This is a genomic window from Bacteroides sp. RCH18 (assembly GCF_058231005.1).
On sequence record NZ_JBIPTC010000001.1, the window covers coordinates 2271004 to 2297158 of the forward strand.

A 26155-nucleotide genomic window follows, 5' to 3' on the forward strand; every position below is an offset into this window, starting at 1 on the left:
TAAACCTATAATACCCAATAGTATGGAAGTAAGAATTGAAAGCATGGTTTGTCTGTGGGACGATAAAATCCCCACGATGTTCCTTGAATTTGTGAACCTCCTCACTCTTGCAACGAGTGAGGAGCAGTTAAGACGGAGTGTAAAGGACTTTGCCGAGAAGCACGGACTTGACAGGTTTTTCCTTTACGGCTTCGGCTCCCACCATTTCTACCTGCACCAACGCTATACGAGTGACCCCGAAATGGTTATGCGTAACAGAGTTTTGTCAGTACATTTTTAATCATCCTAAAATCAACGATTATGGCAACACGAATGACAATCAACGGAGTAAGCACCTGCACGGAAGCAGGTACGGAGAAATACGAGCGTTTCCAATTAGGTATCGGCAGACGCAAGCGGACACTTGTGCAGTACGACTACCGCCACCCCACAGACGGAGAGTTGTTCTCTTGTGTCAAACCTACGTTGGACGAGTGCCGAGCCGCACGGGACAAGTGGCTCACGGCAAAGGAAGGACGGGTTGTTGAGGGCTATGCCCGAAAAAAGGAGGACAACCGATGAACGCAGCCTATCAAACGCTGATAGTGAAGTTCAGCGAGCCTATCAAAGTATTGGACGGCATCTTTGACGATGCCGAAGCGTGGGGAGTTGATACCCTAAAAAAGTGGATAGATGACTATGAAAGTAGCAGGTTCACCGCCATCAACAGCCATACGGCAGTCATCACAAGCGAGTACAATATGGAGTGTCTGATGGAATGGTTGAAACGAAACACACCCATTGCCGAGATAACAGAATGTTAAACAAGTTGGCGGTGTCCGCACCGCCAACTTAAAACCAAGAAAAGCATGATAGCAAAGACTATTTTACAGCAGATAGGCGGCAGACGCTTTGCCGCCATGACGGGAAGCAAGGACTTCATAGATATGGGCAATGGCTTACGCATGAGCCTTGCGAGGAACAAGACGAGCGCAAACCGTCTTGACATCATCTATGATGCAGGATTAGACCTCTACAATATGCGTTTCTACCGCAAGACATTCAGCAAAAAGACATTCGAGTGCAAGACGAAGGACATCGAAACGCACGAGGGCATATATTGCGATATGCTGGAAGAAATGTTCACGATGGTAACGGGACTCTACACCCGTTTTTGAGTGGCGGCGGCGAAAGCCGCCCTACTTTCTTTCGGTGAGCATGATGGCGGACAAAGAAAGTAGCAAAGAAACCTTTGTTCAATCTGCGATAAATAAAGGCGTGAAAATCTACCTGTATGTGGCTACTTTTTTGTACCTTTGCAAGGTTATTTCATTCATAATATAATATTGCATATGAATACATTAAGTGCAGAGAGACAAAATAACATTCAAGAACAATTATCCAATGAACAAAAATTGGTTTCTTTTGATATGCGAGAACTCACTATAGAGTTTTATGTCACAAAGTATCTTACAAATATAGATAAAGATGACAATGAAATATATGTACCTGATTATCAACGTGAATTTGTTTGGGATATTACCAGACAGTCTCGATTTATAGAATCATTGTTATTAGGATTACCTGTGCCTTTTATATTTACGGCAGAAATTCCGGAAACAGGGCGTCTTGAAATTGTTGATGGTTCTCAACGTATTCGTACAATGGCTGCATTTTTATCTAATGATCTTCAATTAAAAGGGCTTGAAAAATTGACGGAGTTTAATGACATTCGATTTGGGCAATTACCTTCGGCTACCCAACGAATGTTTAAAAATATTGCTATTCGTATGATAGTTCTATCTTCTCGTGCCACAGAAGAAGTACGAAAAGAAATGTTTGACCGTATCAACACCAGTAGTGTCCCTTTGGTTCCAATGGAAACACGTCGGGGTGTTTATCGGGGTGAATTCATGACTTTTATAACAGAACTTGCTAAAAGTGAAAAATTTAAATCCTTGTGTCCTTTTGCTAAGTTTTCAGAAAAACGACATGAAGAAGAAGAACTAATCCTGCGCTTTTTTGCATTCATTGATGCGTATCCTGACTATCGTCAGGTTGAATATAAAGGGGTAGCTAAATACCTTGATGAATATCTTGATAACGGAAATAAGAATTTTGCAGAAAACGAACTAAAAAGTAAAAAGGCTGCATTTGACCAGATGGTTGATTTTATATCAAAAACTTATGAAGGACAAGGGTTTGCCAAGAAACCAAATGCAGTAGGTGTTTCTAAACCATATTTTGAAGCAATTGCTATTGGCGTCTATATGGCTTTACAAGAAAATCCCAATATTCAGCCCCATAAATTAGATAGTCTTATTGTTGATAAACATAATAGAAATGGTTTCTTTGAAACCATAGAAGGACGCTACCGCACTCATACGGCAAAAAAAATATTGAATAGAATAGATTACGTGAAAAATTCATATTTGGCAGATGCAGAAAAATAAATTCAATCAAAGCATTGAGGATATTAATGATTTTTTCTCTTTATTAGAATTTATTGATTCTATTGAAACATACAAAAACATCATGTTGCCAAATCCAACAACGACTTCTTCACTATTAGTTACTTCAACTCAACAAAAATGCATGAGAAGTCATGCTGTTTTGATGTTATACAATATAGTCGAGGCAACAGTTGTAGAATGTATTTTAGCAATATTTGATGCTATTAAAGACGATCATCTTAAATATCATGAACTTGAAGATTCTTTGCGTGACCAATGGTTAAGATCTATGATGACCACTGGAGATTCAATTAAAACTCGTATTGCACGAACTAAAGAAATAATAGGCAACATTAGCTCTGATATACTTTTTGCTGATGCGATAGGACGTTTTAATGGGAATGTCGATCTTAGAACGATTCTTAATATATGCAAAGATTTTAAATTACAATTGAGAGCCATACCAAATAAAGATGGAGTCGCCACTACATTGAAAGCAGTTAAGGATGCACGAAACCACCTTGCTCACGGAGATGTAAGTTATTCTAATTTTGGATCCACTATATTGCTTTCTGATATAATAAAGTATAAAAAAGACACATTAGATTTTCTTTCATTTTTTATAAATCGAGTTGAGGAATATATTTCAAACAAGGAGTATAAAAAATAAAAATGGATATACAAACAAATAGGAGTATTTTTAGGAAGATTATGGTCAATATTTAGAACTCCGATGAAGTTGCCAACTTCATCGGAGTTTCATCTATGGTCATGGGATATACAGCAGTGCAAACTCCGCCTTTCTCCGTTTGAGCAGCATGGCGTGCCGTTTCCCCTTGTAGTTGCAGAAAGCGATATATTCCCGGTAAATGTTCCTGTCGCCCGCCTCCAATTTTCGGATCAGCGTGCTTTTGGGTATCTTCCCGCTCCCCAAAAGCCGGTATGGACCGACATTGTAGGCGAGCGTGGCAAGGAGCAGACTGTCACGCCCGAACTTGCGGAACATGGCGCAAAACTTCCGCAAATCTTTCCGCAGGAGCGCGTCTGCCTGCCGCTTAGTCATGGTACGTGCCGAATACCTTTCCCCCGGCTGCACCTGATGACCCCAGCCCACGTATGGGTGGTGTTTCTCCGAGTGCCAGCCTTCAAAATACTTCGTACAGCGAACCGCCCGCTCAAAAGGCGGCAGGCGGTAGATTGCCGCCTGCCTGTCCGTCCCCTTCTGACGGCTGTCCCGTGCGGACACGGAGCAGACCGCCAGAAGCGAACAGAGAATAGCCATGAATACACGTATCATCGTGTGAGGGGCTTGAAGTTGCCGATGGGGATAACAGAAATAACCCCGTCATCCTTCACATTCCGGTTGTTGAAGTCAAATTCCAATTCGTAGGAATTTTTGAAATTGTCCTCCACCACCACGATGAAGTTGTGCGCCTCGTCGCCCTCTGCCGTATAGTACAGCCGGAACTTCTCGTTTTCAAGCAGGTAGCGGTCGTTGGGCAGGAAAGTGATGCCGCCCGCCATTTTCAGCGTGCCTTCCCCCTCGAACTGGAAATACCGGATGGTGTAGAGCGTGTTGGCAAATTCGCCCGTCTTTTTCAGCTCACAGCGGATTTCCACCGTCTGCCCCTTTGTGACCTTGTTCGGCACGGGCATGGTTTCCACCGTGAACGGATAGGATTGCTGGATGTCCATGTCATCGTCACACGATGCGAGCGTAAGCGACACGGCGGCGAACAGGCAGATTGCCAACGCCTTGAAGATGGATGTTCTCTTGTTCTTGTTGTTCAGTATGTTCATTGTCCTTTGATTTTTAAGTTATTGTTCATTTTTTGCTGTCAGTTGCAGATACTCGTTCAAGTCCTTGCAACTGTCATAGAGTGCGGAACGGTCGCAGACACGTTCCCCATAGTGTTTTTTCAGCGTTACCAATGTCCTCTGTCCGGCTTCGTCACGGTCAAGGAAGCAGTCGATGCGCCCGTACCCGTATAAGTGCTTCACAGCCTTACCCACGTTGGCAACGGAGTTCAGCACAAGGCAGTCGCCCGTTTCCAATCCGAGCGTAAGGGCGGACAAAAAGTCCATGAAACCCTCGAACACGCTGCACACGTCGGAGGCGGTATCTTCCGGTTTTATCAGTGACACATCTTTCGGCGGTACGCAACCCTTGAAATAGCGGCTCCGGATTTCGTAGCCGCCAGCCACGTTCGGGAAACCGATTGCGAAATACCGCTTTCCACGCACGCCATAGTTCAGGCGGCAACAGTGGCGGTATGCAACGGCATAAGGGATGCCCCGTTCCGCCAGATAGTCCGTTAATGGTGAGCGGAGCAGCGGGACGGCTTCCACTCCTTCAAAGGCAGGTTCGAACGGCTCCGGCAGGTACAACGGCTTTTCTGCTGCGGCAAACGGCATACGGGCGGTTTCCGCTATGAATCTCGCCTGCGCCATGAAGTCCTCGCTTCGGACAAACTCCCCGGCAAGCGTGAAGATGTCACCGCCCTTGCCCAAGCCGAAGTCGTACCAGAGTCGTTTCGCCACGTTCACACGGAAAGAGGGCGTGCGCTCATTGCGGTACGGCGCACGATACCAAAGTTCGTTTCCGCTCCTTCGGATAGGTTCATGCCCTAACCGTGCGAGAAAGTCCGCGAGGGATATTTGCCTCATGGCATCTATATCCGTCCGTTCCATGCGGCATGTGTCAGTTGATGACGAACTTGACTCCCAGCCCCCATTGGCAGTGGAACTTCTTCGTATCGCCACCCCACAGGCAACGCTCCCGGAGGTTGGTGAGCAGGGCAATACGGTCAGCCACGTAAAACTCCACATCGAGCGTCAGCGCACCGCCGTAGATGAAAGCGTCCCGGTCATGCAGTGTCGAGCCGTCATGCAACACCTTTTCGCCCCAATTCACCGATTCATACCCGGCGAGAGCCGAAACCCCCGCATAGACGAACACGATTTTACGGGCATCGGAAAGTATCTTGAAATAGTAGCCGCCCTCCGCCGTGAACTGCGCTACGGGTATGGCTGTGTCCTTGTACGGGTTGTTCTTCAAGAGGTATTCGCCACCGAACACCCATTTGTTCCCCTTCTTCGTGTAGGTGGAGAGAGCCGCCCCGAAGCTATACCCCCCGTCGTTGCCGCCGGGTTTGAATCCGTCCGCCAGATTCGCCCTTACCTCGATGCCCTGCATCTTCGGCAGGCATCGCTGGGCGTGCGCCTGCCCTGTGAACAGGGCAAGCGACGCTATGATTATTGCGATGTACTTTCTCATGGTCAGCGCACTTGAAGTTCGTTGATGGTATTGGCACGCACCAAGTCCTCATTCTCGATCACGAAGGACTGGTGACGACCTCCGTTCTTCTCGTTCAGTTCCACCACGAGGCATTTGCCGTCGGGGATGGTAAACTTCGCCATAGTGAAGACCGTGCGCTCGCTTTTTTTGCCCGGCACGAGCGTGACGTAATTCTGCGCGCGGAGCGGCAGGATGATACGCTCCTGTACGGCGGTACGCTTCGCCACCTTCTTGTCCACGATTTTCCACGTGATGTAGTCCACATCGAAAGGCACGTTGCTTTGGTTCCTGATTTCCGTGTGGAAATACAGAAGCCCGTTGTGCGTGTAGATGCCTTTCAGAAGGTACTGGATGCCGAAACGCTTGCAGCCGATATGCTTCACCTCACGCTTGTTCTGCTTGTGGATGGATTTCATGATAAGGCGCACCAGCATCGGGCTTTCACTGCCCAGCTCTTTCAGGTAGATTTCCTGCGCGTTGTTCGGGCGGTTCACCGCCTCGCCGTCATGGATGAAGTCGCACATCTCCACGTTGAGCAGCAGCGGTTCGGCGGCGTACTTCACGTTGAAGGTGTAGAAACTCCCGTCCTCCGTGATTACGGACATGTTGGTTTCGTTCGGGAAGTTCCTCACGGTAGCCTTCACACGGATGACGTTTTCCGCTCCGTCGGCTTTGCCCGCAATCAGGTCGGGCGATCCTAAATCGACATAGCGCACCTCCGCCGGGAAGATGACATGCACGGTCTTGTCGTAGGTCACTTCCAAGCCGTGCGGAGGGACCATGCGGTCAAAGCCCAGCTTTCTCGTCAGCCCGTGATACAGGTCGCCGTCCGCCTCCTTCTGCGGATAGACCTCCTTTGTCAAGGTCAGTTCTTCATTGCCGTTGGTCGTTTCAACGGTTCCGTTTTCCTGCGCGTTGGCAGTTGCGATGCCCATAGCGAGGGCAAACATCATGATTACTTTTCTCATTACTTTGGATTTTTAGTGGTAAATAAAAATTTGATTGATTGTTTCCTTAATTCACTTCCTGATAGAGCATAACCCTGTACCCGGCTTTCAGATGCACTTTGACGGTGCGCATCTTCTTGGCTATATACTGGCTCGTGCCTTGTATCAGCCCTTTGCCCAAGTCGGAGGCGAGCTGCGCCCCGGCATTGGCGGAGATGTTGATGCTGCTGCCGAGCGAGCCGCCCATGTTGGCGGCAACCTCCCGGACAGCGTTCATCTCCATCGAGTTGGGGATGAATATGCCGGGCTGCCCGTCCGTGTCATAGACCTCCAACTCCACCGGGATAATCGTACTGTCGTGTTCCAGCGAGGTGATTTCAATGCCGAGCCGTTCGCCCTGAATCTTGGCTGCACCGACCACCACCGCATTACGGGGGATGATCCGGTCTGCCACCGCCATCGGCTCCAACAGCCGCAACCTGACCGCCTGCCCGTCCGTCACGCTCTGCGCCCCATAGACGCATGCCGGTATGGTGTTCCTGTCCGATACGGTCGTGATACCTACCGCCGTGTTGAAACTGCGGTTGCGTTCCTGCGAGAAGGAAGCGACAAATTCGGCATTGCTCATGGGCTGTCCGAGCGAGGACACCGCCTGATGCGTCACCTGCCTGACGGGTTTTGCCGTGTTCTTTCCGGCTTTCTGCACGGGGGACGGCTCTGCGGTCTGTCCCGCTGCCGCCTGCGTGCCGTTCTGACCGCCCATGTACTTCGCCGCCAGCTCGTAGGATTTTTCCATGAGTGCCACCTGCTCGTCCATCGTGGAGCTTCTCTCTTTTCCGCTTTCCAGTTCGGATTCGAGGGTGGCGATGCGTTCCAGCAGTTCGTCTATCTCCGCATTGTCGTTCTTCGGCTGCTCGTAGAAGTTGCCGAGCGTGGCATTGAGGTCACGGTAGGCGGCTGCCGAGGACTGGATGGTCTTCGGTGCGGGCTTCACCGCCTCTTCCGTTTCGCCGGGATTGGCAAGGTCGAAGTCGCCGTTCCCATCCGCTGCCGCAGTTTCGCGGTCGAACAGGTCGCCCAACTGCTGCATGGCGCGGCTGCGGTTCTCCTGCCTTTCCTCCATCGCCCCCTGCTCGTAGGCTTTCGCCTTGTCACCGATAATCCGGCGGTTCTCCTTGTCCGCGTCGGGCATCTCGATGTTGTAGCCGCCCGTTCCCGGCTCCTGCTCCTTGCCGGAGGACGGAGCGAATATCAGCCACATCGCCCCGATGAATACCAGCACCATAGCGGGCAGCACTATCATTTTCTGACGTTTCAGCCGTTGGGCTTCGGTCAGCGGCTTGCGCTCCTTTTTCGGTTTTCCCTTCTTGTCGGGTGCAGCCGTGCTTTCCGGTTTGTTCTCCGCCTTGTTTTCGTTCTTGGGTTCATTCTTCGTCTGTTCCATATAAATAAGGTATTAAGTGATTGTCCGTTTGTTGCTGTGCAGGCAGTTCCACCCGTCCGGCATGGTCTATCTCCATCCGGCTGCCGTCATTCCTGCCGATGTCATACACGGCTTTGCCGAAGGTGTAGAGGGCAAGCGCGGCGAATGCGGCGAGCATTGCCAGCACGATGCGCCTGCGTGTCTTCGGCGGCAAACCGTCCAGATAGCCCCTGAGCCTTGCCACCAGCATTTTCTTTTTGTCATGGAGTTTCCAATATGCGCCCCAAAATGATTTCTTGATTTTCTTCATATCCGTTTACCTTTTGATGGTTTGTAAATCCTTGTTCTCGATGATAGTGAATCCCTCGATGGTGAACCCGTTCGGGTTGTCGTCCGAACGGGACGAGTTCAAAAGGCGGCACGTGGTCACGAGGCTGCGCTCGGTGACGTTGCTCTGCCGGATGATTTTCTGCGTGGCGTAGGTCACGGCACGGTAGGGATAGCCGTTGAAGTCGCACACCACGCTGTCCACCTTCAGCACTTGGTTGATGTTCCCGGCGATGATGCGGTTGTAGTACCCCTTCTCGGCGAAGTCCGAATAGTAGTTGTACACGCTCTTGTCCGCCAGCAGCAACGCACGCTTCACGTTGTGTTCTATCGCGCTCTTTTCGGGCGAGAGCGTGAAAAACAGCTCGTGGAAGCGGCGCACATGCTCCCTCGCTTCCGCCGGACGGTTCTGCGAGAGGTCTTGCGAGAGTGCCAGCATCAGCGACTTGCCGTTGTCCAGCACATATATCTTCTCACGCTGCCGCTCCGCGAAGCGGTAGGAACTCCACACGCTCCATACCGTTATCACGGCGCACAGCGAGAGGAAGACGATACCGAACAGGCGTATCTGCCTGAACGATGATTCGATGTTTTTGAGTGACTTGAATTCCATTGTCTGATTTTATTTTTCGGTTCTTAATTCGTTATACAATAGGATCGGTATGCGGTCGTTTGCCACATACGTATGTAATGAGCTACTGCATACGTATGTAGCAGCCTATTACATACGTATGTCATGACAGGTGACATACGTATGTTGCTTTTATGCGGATGCCTGTCCCGTAATTCATGCCTCTATTTCAGCAGCTTGCCGATGCGTCCCACCGCGTTGCCTGCGGCTGCACCCGCCACGCTGCCCGCCATGCCTCCGGCGCGTCCCGCCATCTGGTTCACGTTGCGCCCGTAGCCGCCCATGCCCCCGGCTTGGATGATCCAGCCCGCCACCGTCGGAATGGTGAAGTAGCCGATGATGCCGATTATCATGAACACGATATACACCCCGTCGCTTGAATCCAGCGAGAAGTTGGGGTCGGTCTGCATGCGCTCGATGTCGCTCTGGAGCATCAACACCTGAATCTTGGCGAGTATGGTGCTGAATATGTCCGACACGGGGAGCCACAGATAGACCTGTATGTACCGGCAAAACCATTGCGTGAGCGTGCTCTGGAAGCCGTCCCACACCGATATGGCGAAGGCTATCGGACCGAGTATCGCCAGCACCACAAGGAAAAAGGTGCGGATGGTATCTATCACGAGGGCGGCGGCTTGGAACATCAGTTCCAGTATCTCGCGGAAGAAGTCGCGGATGCCCTTCTTCATCTTGTACATCCCCCGGTCGATATACATCCCCGCCATCGTCACCATGTCGGAGGGCGACCAGCCCAATTCCTCCAGTTGCTTGTCAAACTCCTCGTTGGACACGAGGTAGGCGGTTTCGGGATTGCGCACCATCGCCTCGTATTCCAGCCTGTCCTTCTGCTCCCGGTACTTGTTCATGTCCAAAGTCTGCGTTTCGAGCAGTTTCGCCGTACCCTGCACGACGGGCGAGAGGACGCTGTTTATCGTGCCGAGCACCACCGTAGGGAAGAACATGATGCACAGACCGACGGCAAAGGGGCGGAGCATCGGGAAGACGTCTATGGGTTCGGCTCTCGCCAGCGACTGCCATACCCGGTAGGCGACATAGAAGAGCGCGCCCAGCCCGGCGATGCCTTTCGCCACGCCCGCCATGTCGGCGCACAGCGGCATCATCTGCTCGTAGAGCGAGCGGAGAATCTGGTGAAGGTTGTCGAACTCCATAGGCTACCAGTATCTTTCGTTCATGCTCCCGTACAGCCCCATGATGCGGTCGAGGTCGTTTTTCTTCTTCGCACGCAGGTAGCTCACGCTGATGTTCTTGTTGGTGTAGTAGCTCACGAGGTTGCGGTAACGCTTCATCTTGGAGTGGCAGCGTTCCACCACGTCCATGCGCTCCTTGTCCGTCATGGAGAGCGTGGTGATGTTCACCACGTTCTTCAGCTCCGTCAGCACGTCGTTTGATTCCTCCAGCAGCTTCGTGTAGCCGAAGGCGATGGCTCCGAGTTCCTCCACCGTGAAGTTGTCGTCGCGCAGCATCTTCTGGAAGCTGGTCACGTAGATGTCCGTGATGTCGCCCACCATCAGGATGGTCTGCTGCACCTTGCGGGCGTCCTTGACCAGATTGTTCACCGATTTGAGGGCGTCGTAATACTTCTTTCCCTGCTCGTAGATTTTCACCGTTTCCTGAAAGTTGTTCACCATGTTCGTGGCGGTCTTCGAGGTATGGATGATGTTCTTCGAGGCGTTGATGATGCCCTGCGCCAGATTGCCCGGATCGCTCACGACCCATTGGGCGGAAGCCCTGCCCGCGAAAAGCAGGCACAGGCAGATGACGAATGTTATTCTTGTTCTCATGTTTCTTTGGATTTTAGCGGTTCTTATTTTCCTGCCGGAGTTTCCGGCTGCGGCTTCACACGCACGTAGTCCCCGTTGGGTGAGAAGGTCAGCACGTCGGTGGCTTCGTTATACGCTACGTCGATGCGGAAGCCGGTGTTCATGAACAAGTTGCCGTTCTCCTCCTGCAAGAGGTAGGTTTCCGGTTTCAGTCTGCGGCGGATGCCGCTCCGTCTGAATACCGTCACCTTGTAGGCTTCGCCCTCCTTGTAGATAAGCACGTCGGGCTTCCCCTCCACGCTTTCCCAGTTCCCGCACAGCAGGTCACGGCGGTTCTCCGCCACGTCGCAGGATTGCAGCACCATGACCGCCAGCCCGATTAAACACTTGCTGACTTGCAGCATTTTCGTTCTTGATATACTCATACGCATTTTCTTTTTTGGTTGATGAATCGTTTTTACTTATTCCTTGTTTCTCCGTCTTTCGGCAAGCTGCCGGATGGCGGCTTCAATGTCGCCGCCCAATTGCTCCGCCAGACGGTACACCTCCACCTTTTCCGTTTCCTCGGTGGTGTACGCCAGATACTCTTCCGCGCTCACCTCGGTGGCATAGACCGCCGACTGCGTGCCGCCCAAGCCTATCCACACCTCCTTGTAGAGCCGTGAGGGGTTGTTCGCCATGTTGATGGAGAGTATCTGCGACTTCTCCTTCTCCGTCAGTCCGAGCAACGCCTGAATCTGGTCGAACTTGTTCATGTACTTGCGCTGGTCGAGCAGGATTTTACAGTCCGAGTTGTTGATGATGCTCTCCTTGACGACGGGCGAGGAAATGATGTCGTCCACCTCCTGCGTCACCACAATTGCCTCACCGAAATACTTGCGCACCGTCTTGTACATATAGCGCAGGTAGTCAGCCATGTTCGCCGATGAGAGAGCCTTCCAAGCCTCTTCCACGATAAGCTGCTTTCTCACACCTTTCAGACGCCGCATTTTGTTGATGAAGGCTTCCATGATGATGATGGTCACTACCGGGAACAGTTCGCGGTTGTGTAGGCTAAGCACCCAACGCCTTTCCATATTACTATGGTAGGTTTTCAAATGCTCGCCCCCGAACCGGACTTACACCTTTCAGCGTATCCGGCTCTCCATTAATTCCGTCAGTCCATCCAACCGCCATCCACTTTCTTATGGCAACTCCGACAAAGTGCGATAGTCTTGCGTTTCCGTGCAATCATGTGTTTTTCCCAATCCTCTTTTCCTTGCAGATTTTTGAGTTTTCTAACATGGTGCATGTCCAGCTTGACATTTTCTTTGCCACATAGTTCACATCTACAAGCCTTTAGACGAGCTACAAGGTTTGTCGGTGTAAAATAATAGCGTTCGGGCATTTTGTCGTAACATTGCGCATAATCCTGTTTCTTGCGTTTGAAACCGTCATGATAAAACTGGCGCATCAAGGTTTTACCTTTATTATTCTTGTAGTACACTGTAAACACCTTGTCCTTCTTATACTTCTTGCAGATTTTCACGACCGTACTTTTGTATTTGGCAGCGAAAGTCTTGTACATGCTATACTCCATGATGTACTTAAAAGAGTGAAGTGTATGACAGTTATTTGCAAGTGAATAAAAGTTGTAAAAACCTCTTATCTCCGAATTGTACCTTTCCAAGATTTCCAAATCATCGTTGTTGATGAGATAGGTACGGTGTTTGGATTTATATTGTTCTTTCCCATTATGCACATTGATTTTCAGTGCGTCATAGTCCAGCAGTTTCTTTCGTACCGTTTCAAGGGGCATTTTCAGATAAATCTTATTGTTGTAAGGTCTCGTCAGTTTGCCTGCCTTGTTCCTCTTGGTCTGTGTAGATTTTCGGACATAGATTTCATATCCGAGAAACTTTGCCGATTTTCTTCCGTGCGTGATAAGAGTTTTCTCTTCCGAAAGTTCAAGGGCGAGCTTTTCTTGCAAGAACACTTTGATGTCTTGCTTGATAGTTTCCGCCTCTGCTTTCGTCCCTATCACAGCACAGAGAAAATCATCTGCATAACGTACATATTTCAGTCGTCTGAAATTCTCGTCCATGTCCACGCCACAAGAAATAGCCGCTCTTCCTTTGTCATAGGCTTTTATTTCCTTGACTATGAATTTGCGTTGTTCCTTGTCCTTTACCTTTTCAAGTTTCAGCACTGCTAACCTTTTCCCATACTCAAATTTGATACGCTCGGGATTGTCTGCCCGTTCTTTACCCTTATCAAAGCGTTGGATATATTCACGTACATAACGGTCTAATTGGTCAAGGTATATGTTTGCCAGCATAGGGCTGATAATTCCACCTTGCGGAGTACCGCTGTATGTTTTATGATATGTCCAATCTTCGAGATACCCTGCATTTAGAAACTTGCGGATTAATCTCAGGAAACGTTCATCGGAGATGCGTTTTTCCAAAATGGAAATCATTACACCGTGGTCAATGTTGTCAAAGAAACCTTTGATGTCTCCCTCAATAAACCAGCGTGCTCCGTTAAATGTCCGTTGGATTTGTCGCAAAGCCGTATGGCAGCTGCGCTTAGGTCTGAACCCATGTGAGTTCATGTCGAAACTACCCTCGTAAATTGCTTCCAAAATCATTCTGACTACCTCTTGCAGAAGTTTGTCATTGAATGTAGGTATTCCCAAAGGGCGTTTCTTCCCATTTTTCTTGGGAATATATACCCTCCTTGACGGTATTGGCTGATATGACTCGTCTTTTAACGAACTTATCAGTTTTTCAATGCGTGATATACTCATGCGGTCAATGGTCTTATTGTCCGCACCTTTGGTCATGTTGCCTTCCTTTGCGTATATATGCTGGTAGGCAACGTAGTACATCTGTTCATTGAACAGCAGGCGGTAAAGCCTCTCAAATTTGTAGTCTGGTTGTTTACTGTGCTTTGCCAGACTGTTTAATACTCTTTCTGAATTTCTCATAATGTCTCGCACATTTTTCATTAATTGTATTAAAAGAATTAACTGCCTCCCTTTGCCATGTACAGGGCGTTACCCTGCTCAGACTACTACGGAGGCTCCGTTGCCATGTCGGATATTCAAAGGTCTGCACCTTATAGCCATTTTATTGGCATTCCGATTTAGGCAATCCCCGTTTGCTTGCGTAGTAACTACCGCTTAACAGATTGTCGGATATGACTTTCGTCCTTTTCTGCTTATTGCAGATGCGTCGTGACAAGTACATGCTACATCCTCCTCAAAGACTGGAAGACGAGTGTCACGATACAACGAGTATGAATTTCCCTCTTCGGGATAATTCAAATAGCTACCTTACGTTGCAGGTACAACCAGATACCGCTTGGACTATCATTCAATCAGTATAGACTTTATCCTTTATCTGTCTTTTCATCCTACCATTCAGTCGCAGTTTGGTAACTAACTGACTTATGGCTTTTCCTGCATGCTACACTCCCCATCGTCTTTCGTTGAATGGATAAGCAGGCGGATGATAGGTCATTTCAATGTACACTTACCTAATCCCTTGCTAATGGGACTGTTACTTACGCAGCCTTGACGGGCGCACCCTTGATGGAATCAATCTCGAAGACGATGAACCGTTTGCCCAGCAGGTCGATGTTCTCCGCCGAGTTGAGCAGGAAGTCGTAGCGTCCGCCCCGATAATACTGCCGCATGGTGGTGAGCATGTTGTCGATGTTGAAGTCCTCCTTTTCCACCTTGATGTCACGCTCCGCCAGTTCCCTGCGGTAGTCGTCGCGCATGTACTCGTAGAAGGTGTTGAACGAGGGGACGATGCTCCGGTCAGCCCTGATGCGCTCGATGTAGGCACTCACGGCACTGCCCAATTCCCCGCTTTCGGTTTTCGTCACCTTGTCGTCCTCCGACTTCCAGAGCGTCAGCAGCAGCGTCTTGATGCTGTCCTTCTTCTCCACGTCGAACACGTAGTCGTCGGTATAGAACGGGTTGAAGCTGATGGGCTTCTCCTCCGTGTAGGTGAAATACACGCCGTCCGCCCCGTTTGTCTTACGCCGTATCATCTCGCATAGCCCCTGATAGGAGTTTCCCGTGTCCACCAATACCACATGCGCGCCCTGCTCGTAGTATTGGCGCACCAAGTGGTTCATGAAGAACGACTTGCCGCTGCCCGAAGGACCCAATACGAACTTGTTGCGGTTGGTGGTGATGCCCCGCTTCATCGGCAGGTCGCTGATGTCGAGGTGCAGCGGTTTTCCCGTGAGCCTGTCCACCATCTTGATGCCGAAGGGCGAGAGCGAGCTGCGATAGTTGGTTTCTTCCGTGAAAAGGCACACCGCCTGTTCGATGAAGGTGTGGAAACTCTCTTCCGCCGGAAAATCCGCAGCATTGCCGGGCATCGCCGCCCAATAAAGTGTCGGGCAGTCAACGGTATTGTGGCGCGGCACGCACTCCATGCTTGCCATCTGGCTGCCCACGTCGTTCTTTATGTGTTTCAGTTCCTCCGCGTCGTCGCTCCACGCCATGACGTTGAAGTGCGCCCGCACCGAGGTCAGCCCGTAGGAGTGCGCCTCGTTCAGGTAGCGGTCTATCCACTCGCGGTTGATGCTGTTGCTCCGGCTGTATCGGGATAACGACTGCATATTCCTTGCGGATTTCTCGAATTTTTGAAGGTTCTCCTCGCTGTTGTCGATAATCACGTACTGGTTGTAGATGTGGTTGCAGGAAAGCAGCAACCCCACCGGGGAGGCGAAGGAGAGGCGGCAGTCCGAGCGGTCGGTGGAGAGTTTCTCATACCGGGTGTCGGTAGCCACCGTGCCGGGCAGGTCTTCCGCGTCGGACAGGGTGTGCAGGCACAGGCGGTTGTCGCCGATGCGCATTTCCCTCGCCGAGAGGTCAATGTCCTGCAAGGTCGTGTCGCCTTCGGGCATGAGCGAGAAGTAACGCTCTATCAGTCCGGCTTTGCCGTCCGTCCCCACAATCTCGTCGGTGGAGAGGCGGCGCAGCCTGACGAAGCCGCTGTCGTTGATGATGCGCTCGAACTGTTCCGCAGCCTCTATGAACTTCGCGGCGGTTTCCTTATTCAGCTCCTTCGGGATGATATGCCCACGGCACAGCGTGCTGAAATTGCTCTGCATCCGGTTACGCTCCTTCGTCGTCTTGGTCAGGTAGAGGTAGCAGGTGTGCTTCAGGTACGGACGCTCGTTGAAGTGACGCTCGAAAGAGCGGCTCAAAAAACTCATGTCGTCCTTGTGAAGTTCCGGCGTGTACTTCTCCTTGATGAACCAGTCCTGCTTGTGGACGACGGAGAAGTCCGGCAGCACCTTGATCGCCTTGCACCAGCAGCCGTGTATCGCCTCGTACTCCGCACCCGTCACGGTGTAAAGCTCCGGCAGCTCCACCTCGAAAGCCACCGTGATGTCGGCGTCTTTGGAGATGATGCAGCCTTGCTCCACCGCCAATAGCGGGAACTTGTTTTCCAGTGTTGTCATTTTGGATGTATTCCTCATGTCGTTTCTTCCTTTCGTTTCCGTTTGAATAATCGGGTGATCCGCCGCCGGTTGATAAGGTATCGGGGATGGCTCCTTGTTGCCCCTAATTTCATAAGCCCGTGTTCGCCGTACCGGGCGTTCAGCGCGAAGGTCTGCCATACGAGGATGGAGGACGATGCCACGCCGAAGCCGATACATACCCACTGGTCGATGCCGACCATGTAGAGGATGACGAACAGGACGAAGAGAGCCAGCAGACCTCCGCAGAAAATGAAGAGGTACTGAGCCTTCAAGCCCTTGAACTCTACCGGACGGCCGATACCCTTGTTTATCGGGTATTCAGCCATACATTATTTATTAAAGGAAGAATGAGCGCAGGATGGTGGCGGCGACAATCAGGAAGATGCACGCCCCGAACCACGAGGCGGCAGTCTTGGAGGTGTCGGGGTCGCCGGACGAGAACTTCCCGTACACTTTCACGCCCCCGATAAGCCCGACTACCGCGCCGATGGCGTAGATGAGTTTCGTGCCGGGGTCGAAATACGAACTCACCATAGAGGTGGCTTCGTTGATGCCCGCGATGCCGTTTCCCTGCGCGAAGGCGGAGGCGGTTGCGGCAACCAGAAGTGCCGCTGAGAGGATAAGTTTCTGTCTGTTGTTCTTGTTCATAAACTGTTCTTGTTTTGTGCCGTCAAAAGGGTGGATGGTCCTTTGTCGGGCGGTTGATACTCGGTTACTTTACTTTGGTTTAGTGGGTTGCCCGTTTGTTTCTACGGACTTGGGTGTGTCCGTTGCGAACCGGACGTGCCTTGCACTTCCTCACCGCATGGGTGTAATTTTACATTTTCATTACCATTTCTTTTTTCGTTATACATAGTCGCGGATGTCGAAGTCCTCAATACTGTCCGGGACGACAAAATCCTTTTTCGGTTTCTTCAGCCGGATTTCAATAAGCCCCTTGATGCGGATGCTCATTTCAGACGAGCCGTTCATCAGCTTCTCGTACAGCTCCGTCCCTTCCATGTCGGTGAAGACCTTTGCCGCCCGCTCCCGTTCCGTCGTTGTCGCTTCTGGGTTCTTGGCGGTTCTGACTGCATCGTCTATCTCGTCGAAGCTGCTTCCGGATGCCCTCGGCGCGTCGGGCGTTTCTTCCTCCGGCTCGTCCTCCCCGAACTCCAGTTCCGAAGGCGTGAGGCTCGTGAAGGTTTCGTCGAGTTTATCCTCCGGAACTTGGGCGGGACGGGACACGGTTTCCGTGTTTCCGTCGTCAAAAGTAGCCTCTTCCTCCGTCAGTTCAATGCCTTTTTCCGAAGTGGCGGCTTCTTGCGTCGGTATGGCAGCGGTTGTCCGGGTCGATGCCATCCTGAAACGGCTCTTGCCGATGATGTCCGGGGTGTCTGCGGGCGGTGTGTCCCTTACCGTTTCGGGCTTTGCCGCCGTGCCGCCCAACGACCGCCACACTCCGGCTATGCTTCTGAGGAAGCGGACAAGTCTGGTTTCCATGATCCTGTCATAAAGGAGCAGGAACAGAAACCACAGGTTGCAGCCGACCGATACGGTCAGCAGAATCATAGTCATGTTCATAGCTCTACTTTGGGGACTGAATCCAACATACGGTTGATTTCGGCACGGTGTGTCTGGAAATGTTCGTTAAGCACATTGTCCAGATAGTCGGCGATGGTCAGGTTTCCCTTACCTAATAAATAGGTGATTTCGGTTATCACGCTGTGGTTTGCCAAACTGATGTACACTTGCTTTCCCTCTCTCGCCTTGATTCCTGATTTTTTCAGGAAGGCGCGATAATCTTTCTTCTTTCCTTTCATGTCTGTTACTTTTTTAGGATTAAAATACTGCGTCGTAATTCTGGGCGTAAAGGCTCTTTATCGCCTCCTCGCACTGGTTGAAGTGGTGCGTAAGCACATGGTCGATGTAGGCGGACAGCGACAGCCGGTCATGCCCGATCACACGGGTGATACGCATGATGCGGTCGTGGTACTCCGGGCGCACATACGCCATCTTTCCCTCGCGTGCCTTCACTTCGGCTTCACGGATGAACAGCCGTTCATAGTCCTTCTCACCGCATTTGCCGCCTAACGGCACGGGGGACAGGATTTCCACACTCGCCTGCACTTGGGCAAGCATACCGCCGCCGTCATGCTGCGGACTTCTGTTTTTCTGGTTCTTTTCCATATTCAAATCAAGTCTTCACGTTGTTTCTTGTACAGTTCGTTTATTTTCTCCTTGTGCTGTTCCAGATGTTGGCGCAGCACGGTGTCCACGTAGCCGCCTACCGAGATTTCACGCCCGGCGATGTCGTTCACGATTTTGAGAATCTTGCTGTGGACGTCGCGGCTGATATAGACGCACTGGCGCGTCTTTATCTCGTTGCGGCGGAGGAACAGCCCGGAATAGTCGTCCTCCTGCCGTTTGCGGCGGACGGTGTCCCTCTGCGGTTTTTCCTTTGCCGTATATTGCACGGGCGGCGGTTCCGTTTCAGGGACGCTTTCTTCTTCGGGGGCAGGCGCGGGCGGCTCCTGCGCGTGGTACAGGGTCCCGTCCTGCCTGCGTCTGCCGATGGAGGCTATCAACAGTTCCTCGTCAATGCCTTCGGTGTTCACTTTCCTGCTGCCCATGATTATTGAGGTCTGATGATACGGCTTATCTCTTCCGAGAACTCACGGATGCCGCTCCCTTTCAGCAGGGACGCATCCATCGGGAAGATGGTCGAGCGGAACACGCTCTTGCGCTCTTCCGAGAGGTCGCGCCGGAACTTCTTGCTGTCGGGCAGGCGGGTGGACAGCACCGGCAGCCCCATCTCGGCGATCACATCCTCATACAGGTCGTAAAGCCCGTTCTTCTCCCTGCCGTCCACCATCGTCCAGAACAGGTACAGCCCTTTTGTTTTCGCCTGTCCCGTCGTCATGAGGTTGTCACGGAACATCACGGCGAATTGCAGGGTGCTTTCCACGACAAAACGGTCGGCACTCATGGGCGCGAAGATGTAGTCCATCTGCGAGAGGGTCTTGACCACGCCGTTGCTTTTCAGGGTTCCCGGCATGTCGAAGAACACGACGTCGGGTTTCACCTCTTCTTCGGCAAGCATCCTTTCGGCATCATCGAGGGCGTTGAGGGCGTCGCTTGCGATGACCGGGTAGGCGTTCTTCCTTATCTTGCGGAAGTGGTTACACGCGAGTGCCTTGAAATAGAGGCTCCCGCCGATAAGTCCCGTTTCACGTTCACGCAACCCGTGTATGCTGTGCTGCGGGGCGTCGCAGTCTATGACGGCGACATTGTGTCCTTTCACGTTGTGGAGGTAATTGGCGGCAAGTGCCGTGACGGTGGATTTGCCGATGCCCCCTTTCTGTGTTGCGAATGCAACGAATGTTTCATTACTCATGGTTCTGTTGGTTTTAATGGTTGATGAATTGTTTTCCTGCTCCGATACGGAATCGGTGACATGTATATCCGCATCCGCGAATCTCTGTCTGTCCGGTTCGTCACGTATCCGCTTCAACGGTGAAGCAGAGGTTCGGATAACTGATGAATGACGACATTGCGTCATGAAGTCATTGAATCCGTGAATCACCGCGTCATTGGGAAACCGGGTATCCGAAGGTTCGGGTATCCGGTCTGGCAAATATCCGCCGAAGCGGTTTGCCGGGTATTTGAAAGCCTCATTTTTCATATCTTCAAATCGTTCGTTTTTTGAATCATGCTGCAAATAAACAAGGATATTTTTGAATCCGTACCACTTCCCCTGCAAGTGGCGGCATATTGCGCCGGTTGGCTCTGATTGTCCGGTTCAAGCCTCTGTCCGATACCGCTTTAAGGGCGTAACTTTGCACCCGAACGGCAGGGTTCGCCGCAGGTGGCGCAGCCCGGAGTTTGAAAGGCATTCCCCCAATCCGTCCCCGACGGATTTTTATGTTCGCCTGAACATAGCAAGATGTCTTTTCAGCCGCTCAAAACGTTTTGAGCAGCCACGAAAAGCACTTGCCCTTGCAGGGGGCGGGCTTCCTCTCCGAAGTCGGGAAGCCTTTCAAACCTGCGGTGTCTGTGACCCCAAGCGGCGGCTTATGCCGTCCATCCGCTAAATCCAAAGTTTTATATGAAAGAGAAAAGAAACAAGACCGGGAGAAATCCCAAACTTGATCCGGCGGTGTTCCGTTACACCGTCCGTTTCAACGAGGAGGAACACAACCGTTTCCTCGCCATGTTCGAGAAGTCGGGCGTTTACGCCAAGTCGGTTTTCATCAAGGCGCACTTCTTCGGGCAGCCGTTCAGGGTGCTGAAAGTGGACAGGACGCTGGTGGATTACTACACCAGACTGTCCGATTTCCATGCGCAGTTCCGCGCGGTAGGCACGAACTACAACCAAGTCGTGAAGGAACTGAGGCTGCATTTTTCCGAGAAAAAGGCGATGGCGTTGCTCTACAAGCTGGAGCAGCAGACCGTCGAACTCGTGAAACTGAGCCGTCAGATTGTGGAATTGTCGAGAGAAATGGAGGCGAAATGGTCGCAAAAATCAGTGTAGGAAAGTCGCTGTACGGCGCGCTTGCCTACAACGGAGAAAAGATCAACGAGGCGAAAGGGCGTCTGCTCACCACCAACCGCATCTACAATGACGGCACGGGGACGGTGGACATCCGCAAGGCGATGGAGGGCTTTCTCGCCTGTATGCCGGAGCATACGAGGGTGGAGAAACCGGTACTCCATATCTCGCTCAACCCGCATCCCGACGACGTGCTGACCGATACGGAATTGCAGGACATCGCACGCGAGTATCTGGAGAAACTCGGCTACGGGAACCAGCCGTATCTTATTGTCAAGCACGAGGACATAGACCGCCACCACCTGCATATCGTGACAATCAATGTGGACGAGAAAGGCAGGCGGCTCAATCAGGATTTCCTTTTCCGCCGCAGCGACCGCATCCGTCGGGAATTGGAACGGAAGTACGGGCTGCACCCGGCGGAACGTAAGAATCAACGGATAGAGAACCCTCTGCGCAAGGTGGACGCTTCGGCGGGCGACGTGAAGAGGCAGGTCGGAAATACCGTCAAGGCTCTGGGTGGGCAGTACCGTTTCCAGACGATGGGCGAATACCGCGCCCTCCTTTCCTTATATAATATGACGGTGGAGGAAGCGCGGGGAAACGTGCGCGGACGCGAGTATCGCGGGCTGGTCTATTCCGTCACCGATGATGCCGGGAACAAGACGGGCAACCCGTTCAAGTCCTCGCTTTTCGGGAAGTCTGCAGGCTATGAAGCCGTGCAGAAGAAGTTTGCACGTTCCAAGCAGGAGATTAAGGACCGGAAACTCGCCGACATGACGAAACGCACCGTCCTTTCCGTGCTTGAAGGCACGTATGACAAGGAGAAGTTCGTTTCGCGGCTCAGGGAGAAAGGCATCGACACCGTGCTGCGCTACACGGAGGAAGGACGCATCTACGGAGCCACGTTCATCGACCACCGCACGGGCTGCGTGCTGAACGGCTCGCGCATGGGCAAGGAACTTTCCGCCAACGCCTTGCAGGAACACTTCACGCTGCCTTATGCCGGACTGCCGCCTATTCCGCTTTTCGTTCCGGTGGAAACAGGAGAGGATATGCGCGGACATACCGCATCCGACTACGGGAACACAGCGGGCGGTGTCGGTCTGCTCACTCCCGAAGGTCCGGCTGTGGATGCCGAGGAGGAAGCCTTTATCCGGGCGATGCAGCGCAAGAGGAAAAAGAAGAGGCGCAAGGGTTTGGGAATGTAACCGGAAGTATCAATATCAAAATTTTTCAATCTATGTCACAACAAGAAGACGATTTGAGGGCATTGGCGAAAATCATGGATTTTCTGCGTGCCGTGAGTATTATTTTAGTGGTCATGAACGTGTACTGGTTCTGCTATGAAGCCATACGGCTCTGGAGCGTGGACATCGGCGTGGTGGACAGAATCCTGATGAATTTCAACCGCACGGCGGGGTTGTTCCGTTCCATCCTCTACACGAAACTGTTTGCCGTCCTCCTGCTTGCCCTGTCCTGTCTGGGAACAAAGGGCGTCAAGGGAGAGAAAATCACTTGGGGAAGGATCTGGACGGTTCTTGCCGCAGGGTTCGTGCTGTTCTTCCTGAACTGGTGGATACTGGCATTGCCGTTGCCGGTGGAAGCGGTGACGGGGCTTTACGTGCTGACCGTCGGCACGGGCTATGTATGCCTGCTGATGGGCGGTCTGTGGATGAGCCGCCTGTTGAAGCACAACCTCATGGATGACGTGTTCAACAACGAGAACGAGAGCTTCATGCAGGAAACACGGCTCATCGAAAGCGAGTATTCGGTCAATCTTCCGACACGGTTTTACTACAAGAAGCGTTGGAACAACGGCTGGATTAACGTAGTGAATCCCTTCAGGGCTTCCATCGTATTGGGTACACCGGGCAGCGGAAAGTCATACGCGGTGGTAAACAGTTTTATCAAGCAGCAGATTGAGAAGGGCTTCTCGATGTATGTCTATGATTTCAAATTCAGCGACCTGTCCACGATTGCCTATAACCATCTGCTCAACCACCCGGAGGGCTACAAGGTGAAGCCGAAGTTTTACGTGATAAACTTCGACGACCCGCGACGCAGCCACCGTTGCAATCCCATTCACCCGGATTTCATGGAGGATATTACGGACGCTTACGAGAGCGCGTACACCATCATGCTCAATTTGAACAAGTCGTGGGTGCAAAAGCAGGGCGACTTCTTCGTGGAATCGCCCATCATTCTGTTTGCCAGTATTATATGGTATTTGAAAATCTATCAGAACGGCAAGTATTGCACGTTCCCCCATGCCATCGAGTTCCTGAACCGCCGTTACGAGGATATTTTCCCGATACTGACCTCTTATCCCGAACTGGAGAACTATCTCTCACCGTTCATGGATGCTTGGCTCGGAGGGGCTGCGGAGCAGTTAATGGGGCAGATCGCTTCAGCGAAAATCCCACTGTCACGCATGATTTCCCCGCAGCTCTATTGGGTAATGTCGGACAGCGAGTTCACGCTGGACATCAACAATCCCGAAGAGCCGAAAATTCTCTGCGTGGGCAACAATCCCGACCGTCAGAACATTTATGGTGCGGCTCTCGGTCTGTATAACTCCCGTATCGTGAAGCTCATCAACAAGAAAGGGATGTTGAAGTCGTCGGTCATCATCGACGAGCTTCCGACGATATATTTCAAGGGGCTGGACAACCTTATCGCCACCGCGCGAAGCAACAAGGTTGCCGTGTGTCTGGGCTTTCAGGATTTCAGCCAGTTGGTGCGTGACTATGGCGATAAAGAAGCCAAAGTCGTGATGAATACTGTCGGAAATATCTTCTCCGGTCAGGTGGTGGGCGAAACCGCCAAGACGCTATCCGAACGGTTCGGAAAGGTGTTGCAGAAGCGGCAGTCCATTTCCATCAACCGGCAGGACGTTTCCACCTCCATCAACACGCAGATGGACGCGCTTATCCCGCCGAGCAAGATTTCCGGGCTTACGCAGGGAATGTTTGTCGGTTCGGTGTCCGACAATTTCAACGAACGTATAGAACAGAAGATTTTCCACTGTGAGATTGTCGTGGATGCCGAGAAGGTCAAGCGCGAGGAGAAAGCCTACAAGCCGATACCCGTCATTACCGACTTCACGGACGAGGAGGGCAACGACTGCATGAAGGAAACGGTGCAGGCGAATTACAGGCGTATCAAGAAGGAGGTGAAACAGATTGTCGCCGACGAGCTGGAACGTATCGCGGGTGACGAAAATCTGAAACATCTGTTGCAGCAGAAATAGCCGGCAGGCGGCAACAAAAACGGGCGGGGCAAGTTTGATACCTTGTTCCGCCCGTTATTCTTTACCCTTCATTTTCCGGATTTTCCTCTTTCAGCAATTTGTTTATGGTCGTTATCGTATGGGTCTGAAAGTAGGTCTTCAGTTCCGCGTCATCTTTCAGGAGTATGCCGCATTCCTCATCGTAAGTTCCGATGATATATTTTTTAAGTTCGGAGAAACCTTCTGCAAACGGTATCTGTCTGTATTCATGCCAGTATTCGGTTACTGCTTCGGTGATAAACGCCTTCAACACGGATTTTCCCTCTTTGTCCAGTTTCTTGAAGCGTGTCGTTTCACGGCTCATGGGCAACGGTTCCGGCAGAATATCCTCCGGATTCTTGCCGCTACGCATGGCGGACATGCAACTCTTGCAGATATGTTGTGCGTGACCTTTGCCGCTGAACTTCTCGTTCGCCTTGTAGTCACCGCAGATACGGCAATAGTGTCCCTGCTGTTTCTTCTTCTTTTTCGCCATTTGATTATCAAATTTCTTTTCCGGTTGCAAATATCGGCATATTATTTCTATGGCTGTCAATAAACGGAAATAAAAGACGGGGAAATACATGATTATCCATGATTTACCCGTCCTTTAATTATCTTCTGGTTCGTTCCATTTCCTCGTCGCGGAGCATCCTCTCGTTCAGTTTTTCCTGCATCCTGTCAATGAAATAGGTGCGGCTTTCGTTCTTCCGGCGTTTGATATCAGTGTAGAAGCGGTAGCAGTCTTTAGAATCAACCCCGAATATCTTATAGAGAAGTGGGGCGAGCTGTTTGAGCGGCATATTGCCGTTGTTGATGCAGCCCATCACGTCTATGCCGTAGATAAGTTCCACGAGGTCGATGGCATTGCCCGTCCATTGAAGAAGGCTGGCGGTGGTTTCTGTTGCGTTGTTGGCGGATATTAGTGGTGGCACTTGGGGCGTGGCAAGGAATTTCTGCATCTTTCTTACGAAAGACAGAGCCTTGCTGACGTAGGCGGCAATCTCTCTTTTTTCTTCTGACAGATTACGTACGGGATGGTGCTGCAACTCGATTTCGATGTAGGCAAGCGCGATGACGGTAAGGTTCATGTCCATGCCGCCGTTGCACAGTTCGATCACTTGGGTGGCGAAAGCCGTGTATGCCGTTTCCATATTGCAGTCGCCGGCTTCGTTTATCAGGCGGAAAAAGTCGGTTTCCGCCAGCAAGAAATAATTCATGGTTCTGTCAATTTTGAAAATTACACTTTGTTTTCTGCGTGCGCACATGAATATAATTGGCAAAAAACGCGGCAGAAAATAAAAAATCCAACACTCAATTTTACAAAGTGCTGGATTTCAGAGGTATAAAATTCAGTATTTTTTCACAAGGACAAATTATCTCCGACTTAAATTGTTTGTAATCGGAACATTTATTCTATTCCTGAAAATAGAAATGTATGCTTGCCGCACATTTTGGCTATCTTGCTTTTTTATCAAGGATATAGATAATGCGACATACACCGTTGGGATAGCTTTTCAAAGAGGAAAGCGTCCAGTGTTGCTCTGGCAGAGCCGACTTAAAAAAATGTCGTCCGCTTCCGGATATGAAAGGAACGGTGTATAGTATGATTTCATCCACAGCGTGCATCCGCAGCAGTCCGTTTATATAGTCTGCCGTGTCCGGTGTGGCTTCCGCGAGGTAACGGATGTTTGTGCAGTCTTTTCTCCATTCGTGCAGCATTGAAATGGAATAGTCCGGTGTCACACGGTAAAAGGCTTTCTTCCTGATTTCATCAAGACCGCAACGGTCAAGGCACAAATCCTGATGTGCTTTATCATATAACTCTGAAGAAAGACATCCGTCCATCGTCAGTACGGCGAGAATCTGAACTTTACCCATAATCGTTTCCTTTCGTTAGGCAAGGGTAAAAAAGTAGCGTGCAATTCACACTACCTTCAAGCGATGGCTCTGGTAAAGCCTTTACGGAGAGTACGTGAATGCACGCTATGCGTAAGCATAGCATAAGCATCACGCAATCGTCT

The 26155-nt window shown here is 51.1% G+C and carries 31 protein-coding genes and 2 pseudogenes; 9 read left to right on the forward strand and 24 right to left on the reverse strand.

Features of this window, described 5'->3' with window-relative positions; translation table 11 throughout:
* The first annotated feature begins 22 nt into the window (after positions 1 to 22).
* From ACHLI0_RS09090 to ACHLI0_RS09115, 6 genes are all read left to right on the forward strand, one after another.
* Positions 23 to 280: a DUF8466 domain-containing protein gene (locus tag ACHLI0_RS09090; protein WP_005850441.1), complete on the forward strand. Its 258-nt coding sequence runs from the start codon at positions 23 to 25 to the stop codon at positions 278 to 280.
* 20 nt (positions 281 to 300) lie between these two features.
* The gene (locus tag ACHLI0_RS09095; RefSeq protein ID WP_009016679.1) at positions 301 to 561 is read left to right on the forward strand and encodes a DUF3873 domain-containing protein; all 261 of its coding nucleotides are present in this window, start codon (positions 301 to 303) and stop codon (positions 559 to 561) included.
* Positions 558 to 803 (forward strand): DUF6956 domain-containing protein, encoded by a 246-nt coding sequence (locus ACHLI0_RS09100; RefSeq protein ID WP_009016678.1) that lies wholly within the window; start codon positions 558 to 560, stop codon positions 801 to 803. Before ACHLI0_RS09095 ends, ACHLI0_RS09100 begins: the two co-directional genes overlap by 4 nt.
* A 45-nt stretch (positions 804 to 848) precedes the next feature.
* The gene (locus ACHLI0_RS09105) at positions 849 to 1157 is read left to right on the forward strand and encodes a hypothetical protein (protein ID WP_009016677.1); all 309 of its coding nucleotides are present in this window, start codon (positions 849 to 851) and stop codon (positions 1155 to 1157) included.
* A 174-nt stretch (positions 1158 to 1331) separates the two neighbouring features.
* Complete coding sequence (locus ACHLI0_RS09110) at positions 1332 to 2432, forward strand: DUF262 domain-containing protein (protein WP_046147714.1); 1101 nt, start codon at positions 1332 to 1334, stop codon at positions 2430 to 2432.
* A complete protein-coding gene (locus ACHLI0_RS09115; protein ID WP_009016675.1) occupies positions 2419 to 3102 on the forward strand; it encodes an MAE_28990/MAE_18760 family HEPN-like nuclease in 684 nt (227 codons plus the stop codon). Before ACHLI0_RS09110 ends, ACHLI0_RS09115 begins: the two co-directional genes overlap by 14 nt.
* 99 nt (positions 3103 to 3201) lie before the next feature.
* Here ACHLI0_RS09115 and ACHLI0_RS09120 read toward each other — a convergent pair whose 3' ends face one another.
* The 21 genes and pseudogenes from ACHLI0_RS09120 to ACHLI0_RS09220 form a co-directional block, all read right to left on the reverse strand.
* Complete coding sequence (locus tag ACHLI0_RS09120; protein ID WP_046147713.1) at positions 3202 to 3729, reverse strand: glycoside hydrolase family protein; 528 nt, start codon at positions 3727 to 3729, stop codon at positions 3202 to 3204.
* Positions 3726 to 4232, reverse strand: coding sequence for a DUF3872 domain-containing protein (locus ACHLI0_RS09125; RefSeq protein WP_046147712.1), 507 nt, complete (start codon positions 4230 to 4232; stop codon positions 3726 to 3728). Before ACHLI0_RS09125 ends, ACHLI0_RS09120 begins: the two co-directional genes overlap by 4 nt.
* An 18-nt stretch (positions 4233 to 4250) precedes the next feature.
* Positions 4251 to 5123 carry a DUF8464 domain-containing protein gene (locus ACHLI0_RS09130; RefSeq protein ID WP_046147711.1) on the reverse strand — a complete coding sequence of 291 codons (873 nt, stop codon included), beginning with the start codon at positions 5121 to 5123 and terminating at the stop codon, positions 4251 to 4253.
* 10 nt (positions 5124 to 5133) lie between these two features.
* A complete protein-coding gene (locus tag ACHLI0_RS09135; RefSeq protein WP_046147710.1) occupies positions 5134 to 5709 on the reverse strand; it encodes a conjugal transfer protein TraO in 576 nt (191 codons plus the stop codon).
* A gap of 2 nt (positions 5710 to 5711) precedes the next feature.
* Positions 5712 to 6698: a conjugative transposon protein TraN gene (gene traN, locus ACHLI0_RS09140; RefSeq protein WP_490748946.1), complete on the reverse strand. Its 987-nt coding sequence runs from the start codon at positions 6696 to 6698 to the stop codon at positions 5712 to 5714.
* A gap of 46 nt (positions 6699 to 6744) precedes the next feature.
* On the reverse strand, positions 6745 to 8121 hold the full coding sequence (gene traM / locus ACHLI0_RS09145) for a conjugative transposon protein TraM (protein WP_490748947.1): 1377 nt from the start codon (positions 8119 to 8121) through the stop codon (positions 6745 to 6747).
* Entirely contained in the window at positions 8102 to 8410 is a 309-nt protein-coding gene (locus ACHLI0_RS09150; RefSeq protein WP_046147707.1) for a TraL conjugative transposon family protein, read from the reverse strand. The genes traM and ACHLI0_RS09150 overlap by 20 nt, the downstream gene beginning before the upstream one ends.
* 6 nt (positions 8411 to 8416) lie before the next feature.
* The gene (gene traK, locus ACHLI0_RS09155) at positions 8417 to 9040 is read right to left on the reverse strand and encodes a conjugative transposon protein TraK (protein WP_004308925.1); all 624 of its coding nucleotides are present in this window, start codon (positions 9038 to 9040) and stop codon (positions 8417 to 8419) included.
* Between the two features lie 182 nt (positions 9041 to 9222).
* Positions 9223 to 10227 carry a conjugative transposon protein TraJ gene (gene traJ, locus ACHLI0_RS09160; RefSeq protein ID WP_046147706.1) on the reverse strand — a complete coding sequence of 335 codons (1005 nt, stop codon included), beginning with the start codon at positions 10225 to 10227 and terminating at the stop codon, positions 9223 to 9225.
* A 3-nt stretch (positions 10228 to 10230) separates the two neighbouring features.
* Positions 10231 to 10860 (reverse strand): DUF4141 domain-containing protein, encoded by a 630-nt coding sequence (locus tag ACHLI0_RS09165; RefSeq protein ID WP_005850484.1) that lies wholly within the window; start codon positions 10858 to 10860, stop codon positions 10231 to 10233.
* Between the two features lie 23 nt (positions 10861 to 10883).
* Complete coding sequence (locus ACHLI0_RS09170) at positions 10884 to 11264, reverse strand: DUF3876 domain-containing protein (RefSeq protein ID WP_044129772.1); 381 nt, start codon at positions 11262 to 11264, stop codon at positions 10884 to 10886.
* A 36-nt stretch (positions 11265 to 11300) separates the two neighbouring features.
* A pseudogene (locus tag ACHLI0_RS09175) lies at positions 11301 to 11885 on the reverse strand (TraG family conjugative transposon ATPase); the annotation flags it as partial.
* Positions 11886 to 11995: 110 nt separating this feature from the next.
* Complete coding sequence (locus ACHLI0_RS09180) at positions 11996 to 13807, reverse strand: reverse transcriptase domain-containing protein (protein WP_490748948.1); 1812 nt, start codon at positions 13805 to 13807, stop codon at positions 11996 to 11998.
* Between the two features lie 602 nt (positions 13808 to 14409).
* Positions 14410 to 16326: pseudogene (locus ACHLI0_RS09185) on the reverse strand (TraG family conjugative transposon ATPase); the annotation flags it as partial.
* Positions 16323 to 16655 carry a DUF4133 domain-containing protein gene (locus tag ACHLI0_RS09190; protein WP_007366512.1) on the reverse strand — a complete coding sequence of 111 codons (333 nt, stop codon included), beginning with the start codon at positions 16653 to 16655 and terminating at the stop codon, positions 16323 to 16325. The pseudogene ACHLI0_RS09185 and the gene ACHLI0_RS09190, both read right to left, overlap by 4 nt.
* Before the next feature lie 10 nt (positions 16656 to 16665).
* On the reverse strand, positions 16666 to 16977 hold the full coding sequence (locus ACHLI0_RS09195) for a DUF4134 domain-containing protein (RefSeq protein WP_009016663.1): 312 nt from the start codon (positions 16975 to 16977) through the stop codon (positions 16666 to 16668).
* Between the two features lie 198 nt (positions 16978 to 17175).
* On the reverse strand, positions 17176 to 17892 hold the full coding sequence (locus ACHLI0_RS09200; protein ID WP_046147704.1) for a hypothetical protein: 717 nt from the start codon (positions 17890 to 17892) through the stop codon (positions 17176 to 17178).
* Positions 17889 to 18131, reverse strand: a complete 243-nt coding sequence (locus tag ACHLI0_RS09205) for a DUF3408 domain-containing protein (RefSeq protein WP_046147703.1) — start codon at positions 18129 to 18131, stop codon at positions 17889 to 17891. The genes ACHLI0_RS09200 and ACHLI0_RS09205 overlap by 4 nt, the downstream gene beginning before the upstream one ends.
* A 19-nt stretch (positions 18132 to 18150) precedes the next feature.
* Entirely contained in the window at positions 18151 to 18498 is a 348-nt protein-coding gene (locus ACHLI0_RS09210; RefSeq protein ID WP_046147702.1) for a DUF3408 domain-containing protein, read from the reverse strand.
* Between the two features lie 2 nt (positions 18499 to 18500).
* Positions 18501 to 18941 (reverse strand): DUF3408 domain-containing protein, encoded by a 441-nt coding sequence (locus ACHLI0_RS09215; RefSeq protein ID WP_005944168.1) that lies wholly within the window; start codon positions 18939 to 18941, stop codon positions 18501 to 18503.
* Between the two features lie 2 nt (positions 18942 to 18943).
* On the reverse strand, positions 18944 to 19993 hold the full coding sequence (locus tag ACHLI0_RS09220) for a ParA family protein (protein ID WP_082207583.1): 1050 nt from the start codon (positions 19991 to 19993) through the stop codon (positions 18944 to 18946).
* Positions 19994 to 20416: 423 nt separating this feature from the next.
* Between ACHLI0_RS09220 and mobA the strand changes: the two genes are divergently transcribed.
* From mobA to mobC, 3 genes are read left to right on the forward strand one after another with little or no spacing between them, the layout of a single operon-like run.
* Positions 20417 to 20842, forward strand: coding sequence for a conjugal transfer protein MobA (gene mobA / locus ACHLI0_RS09225; RefSeq protein WP_005944180.1), 426 nt, complete (start codon positions 20417 to 20419; stop codon positions 20840 to 20842).
* A complete protein-coding gene (gene mobB / locus ACHLI0_RS09230; protein ID WP_046147701.1) occupies positions 20821 to 22071 on the forward strand; it encodes a conjugal transfer protein MobB in 1251 nt (416 codons plus the stop codon). The genes mobA and mobB overlap by 22 nt, the downstream gene beginning before the upstream one ends.
* Positions 22072 to 22103: 32 nt before the next feature.
* The gene (mobC, locus tag ACHLI0_RS09235) at positions 22104 to 24113 is read left to right on the forward strand and encodes a conjugal transfer protein MobC (RefSeq protein WP_046147700.1); all 2010 of its coding nucleotides are present in this window, start codon (positions 22104 to 22106) and stop codon (positions 24111 to 24113) included.
* 61 nt (positions 24114 to 24174) lie between these two features.
* Here mobC and ACHLI0_RS09240 read toward each other — a convergent pair whose 3' ends face one another.
* The 3 genes from ACHLI0_RS09240 to ACHLI0_RS09250 form a co-directional block, all read right to left on the reverse strand.
* Positions 24175 to 24627 carry a hypothetical protein gene (locus tag ACHLI0_RS09240; RefSeq protein WP_046147868.1) on the reverse strand — a complete coding sequence of 151 codons (453 nt, stop codon included), beginning with the start codon at positions 24625 to 24627 and terminating at the stop codon, positions 24175 to 24177.
* 118 nt (positions 24628 to 24745) lie between these two features.
* Positions 24746 to 25351 (reverse strand): RteC domain-containing protein, encoded by a 606-nt coding sequence (locus ACHLI0_RS09245; protein WP_490748950.1) that lies wholly within the window; start codon positions 25349 to 25351, stop codon positions 24746 to 24748.
* A 238-nt stretch (positions 25352 to 25589) separates the two neighbouring features.
* Positions 25590 to 26012 (reverse strand): dihydrofolate reductase family protein, encoded by a 423-nt coding sequence (locus ACHLI0_RS09250; protein ID WP_004291474.1) that lies wholly within the window; start codon positions 26010 to 26012, stop codon positions 25590 to 25592.
* Positions 26013 to 26155: the final 143 nt, after the last annotated feature.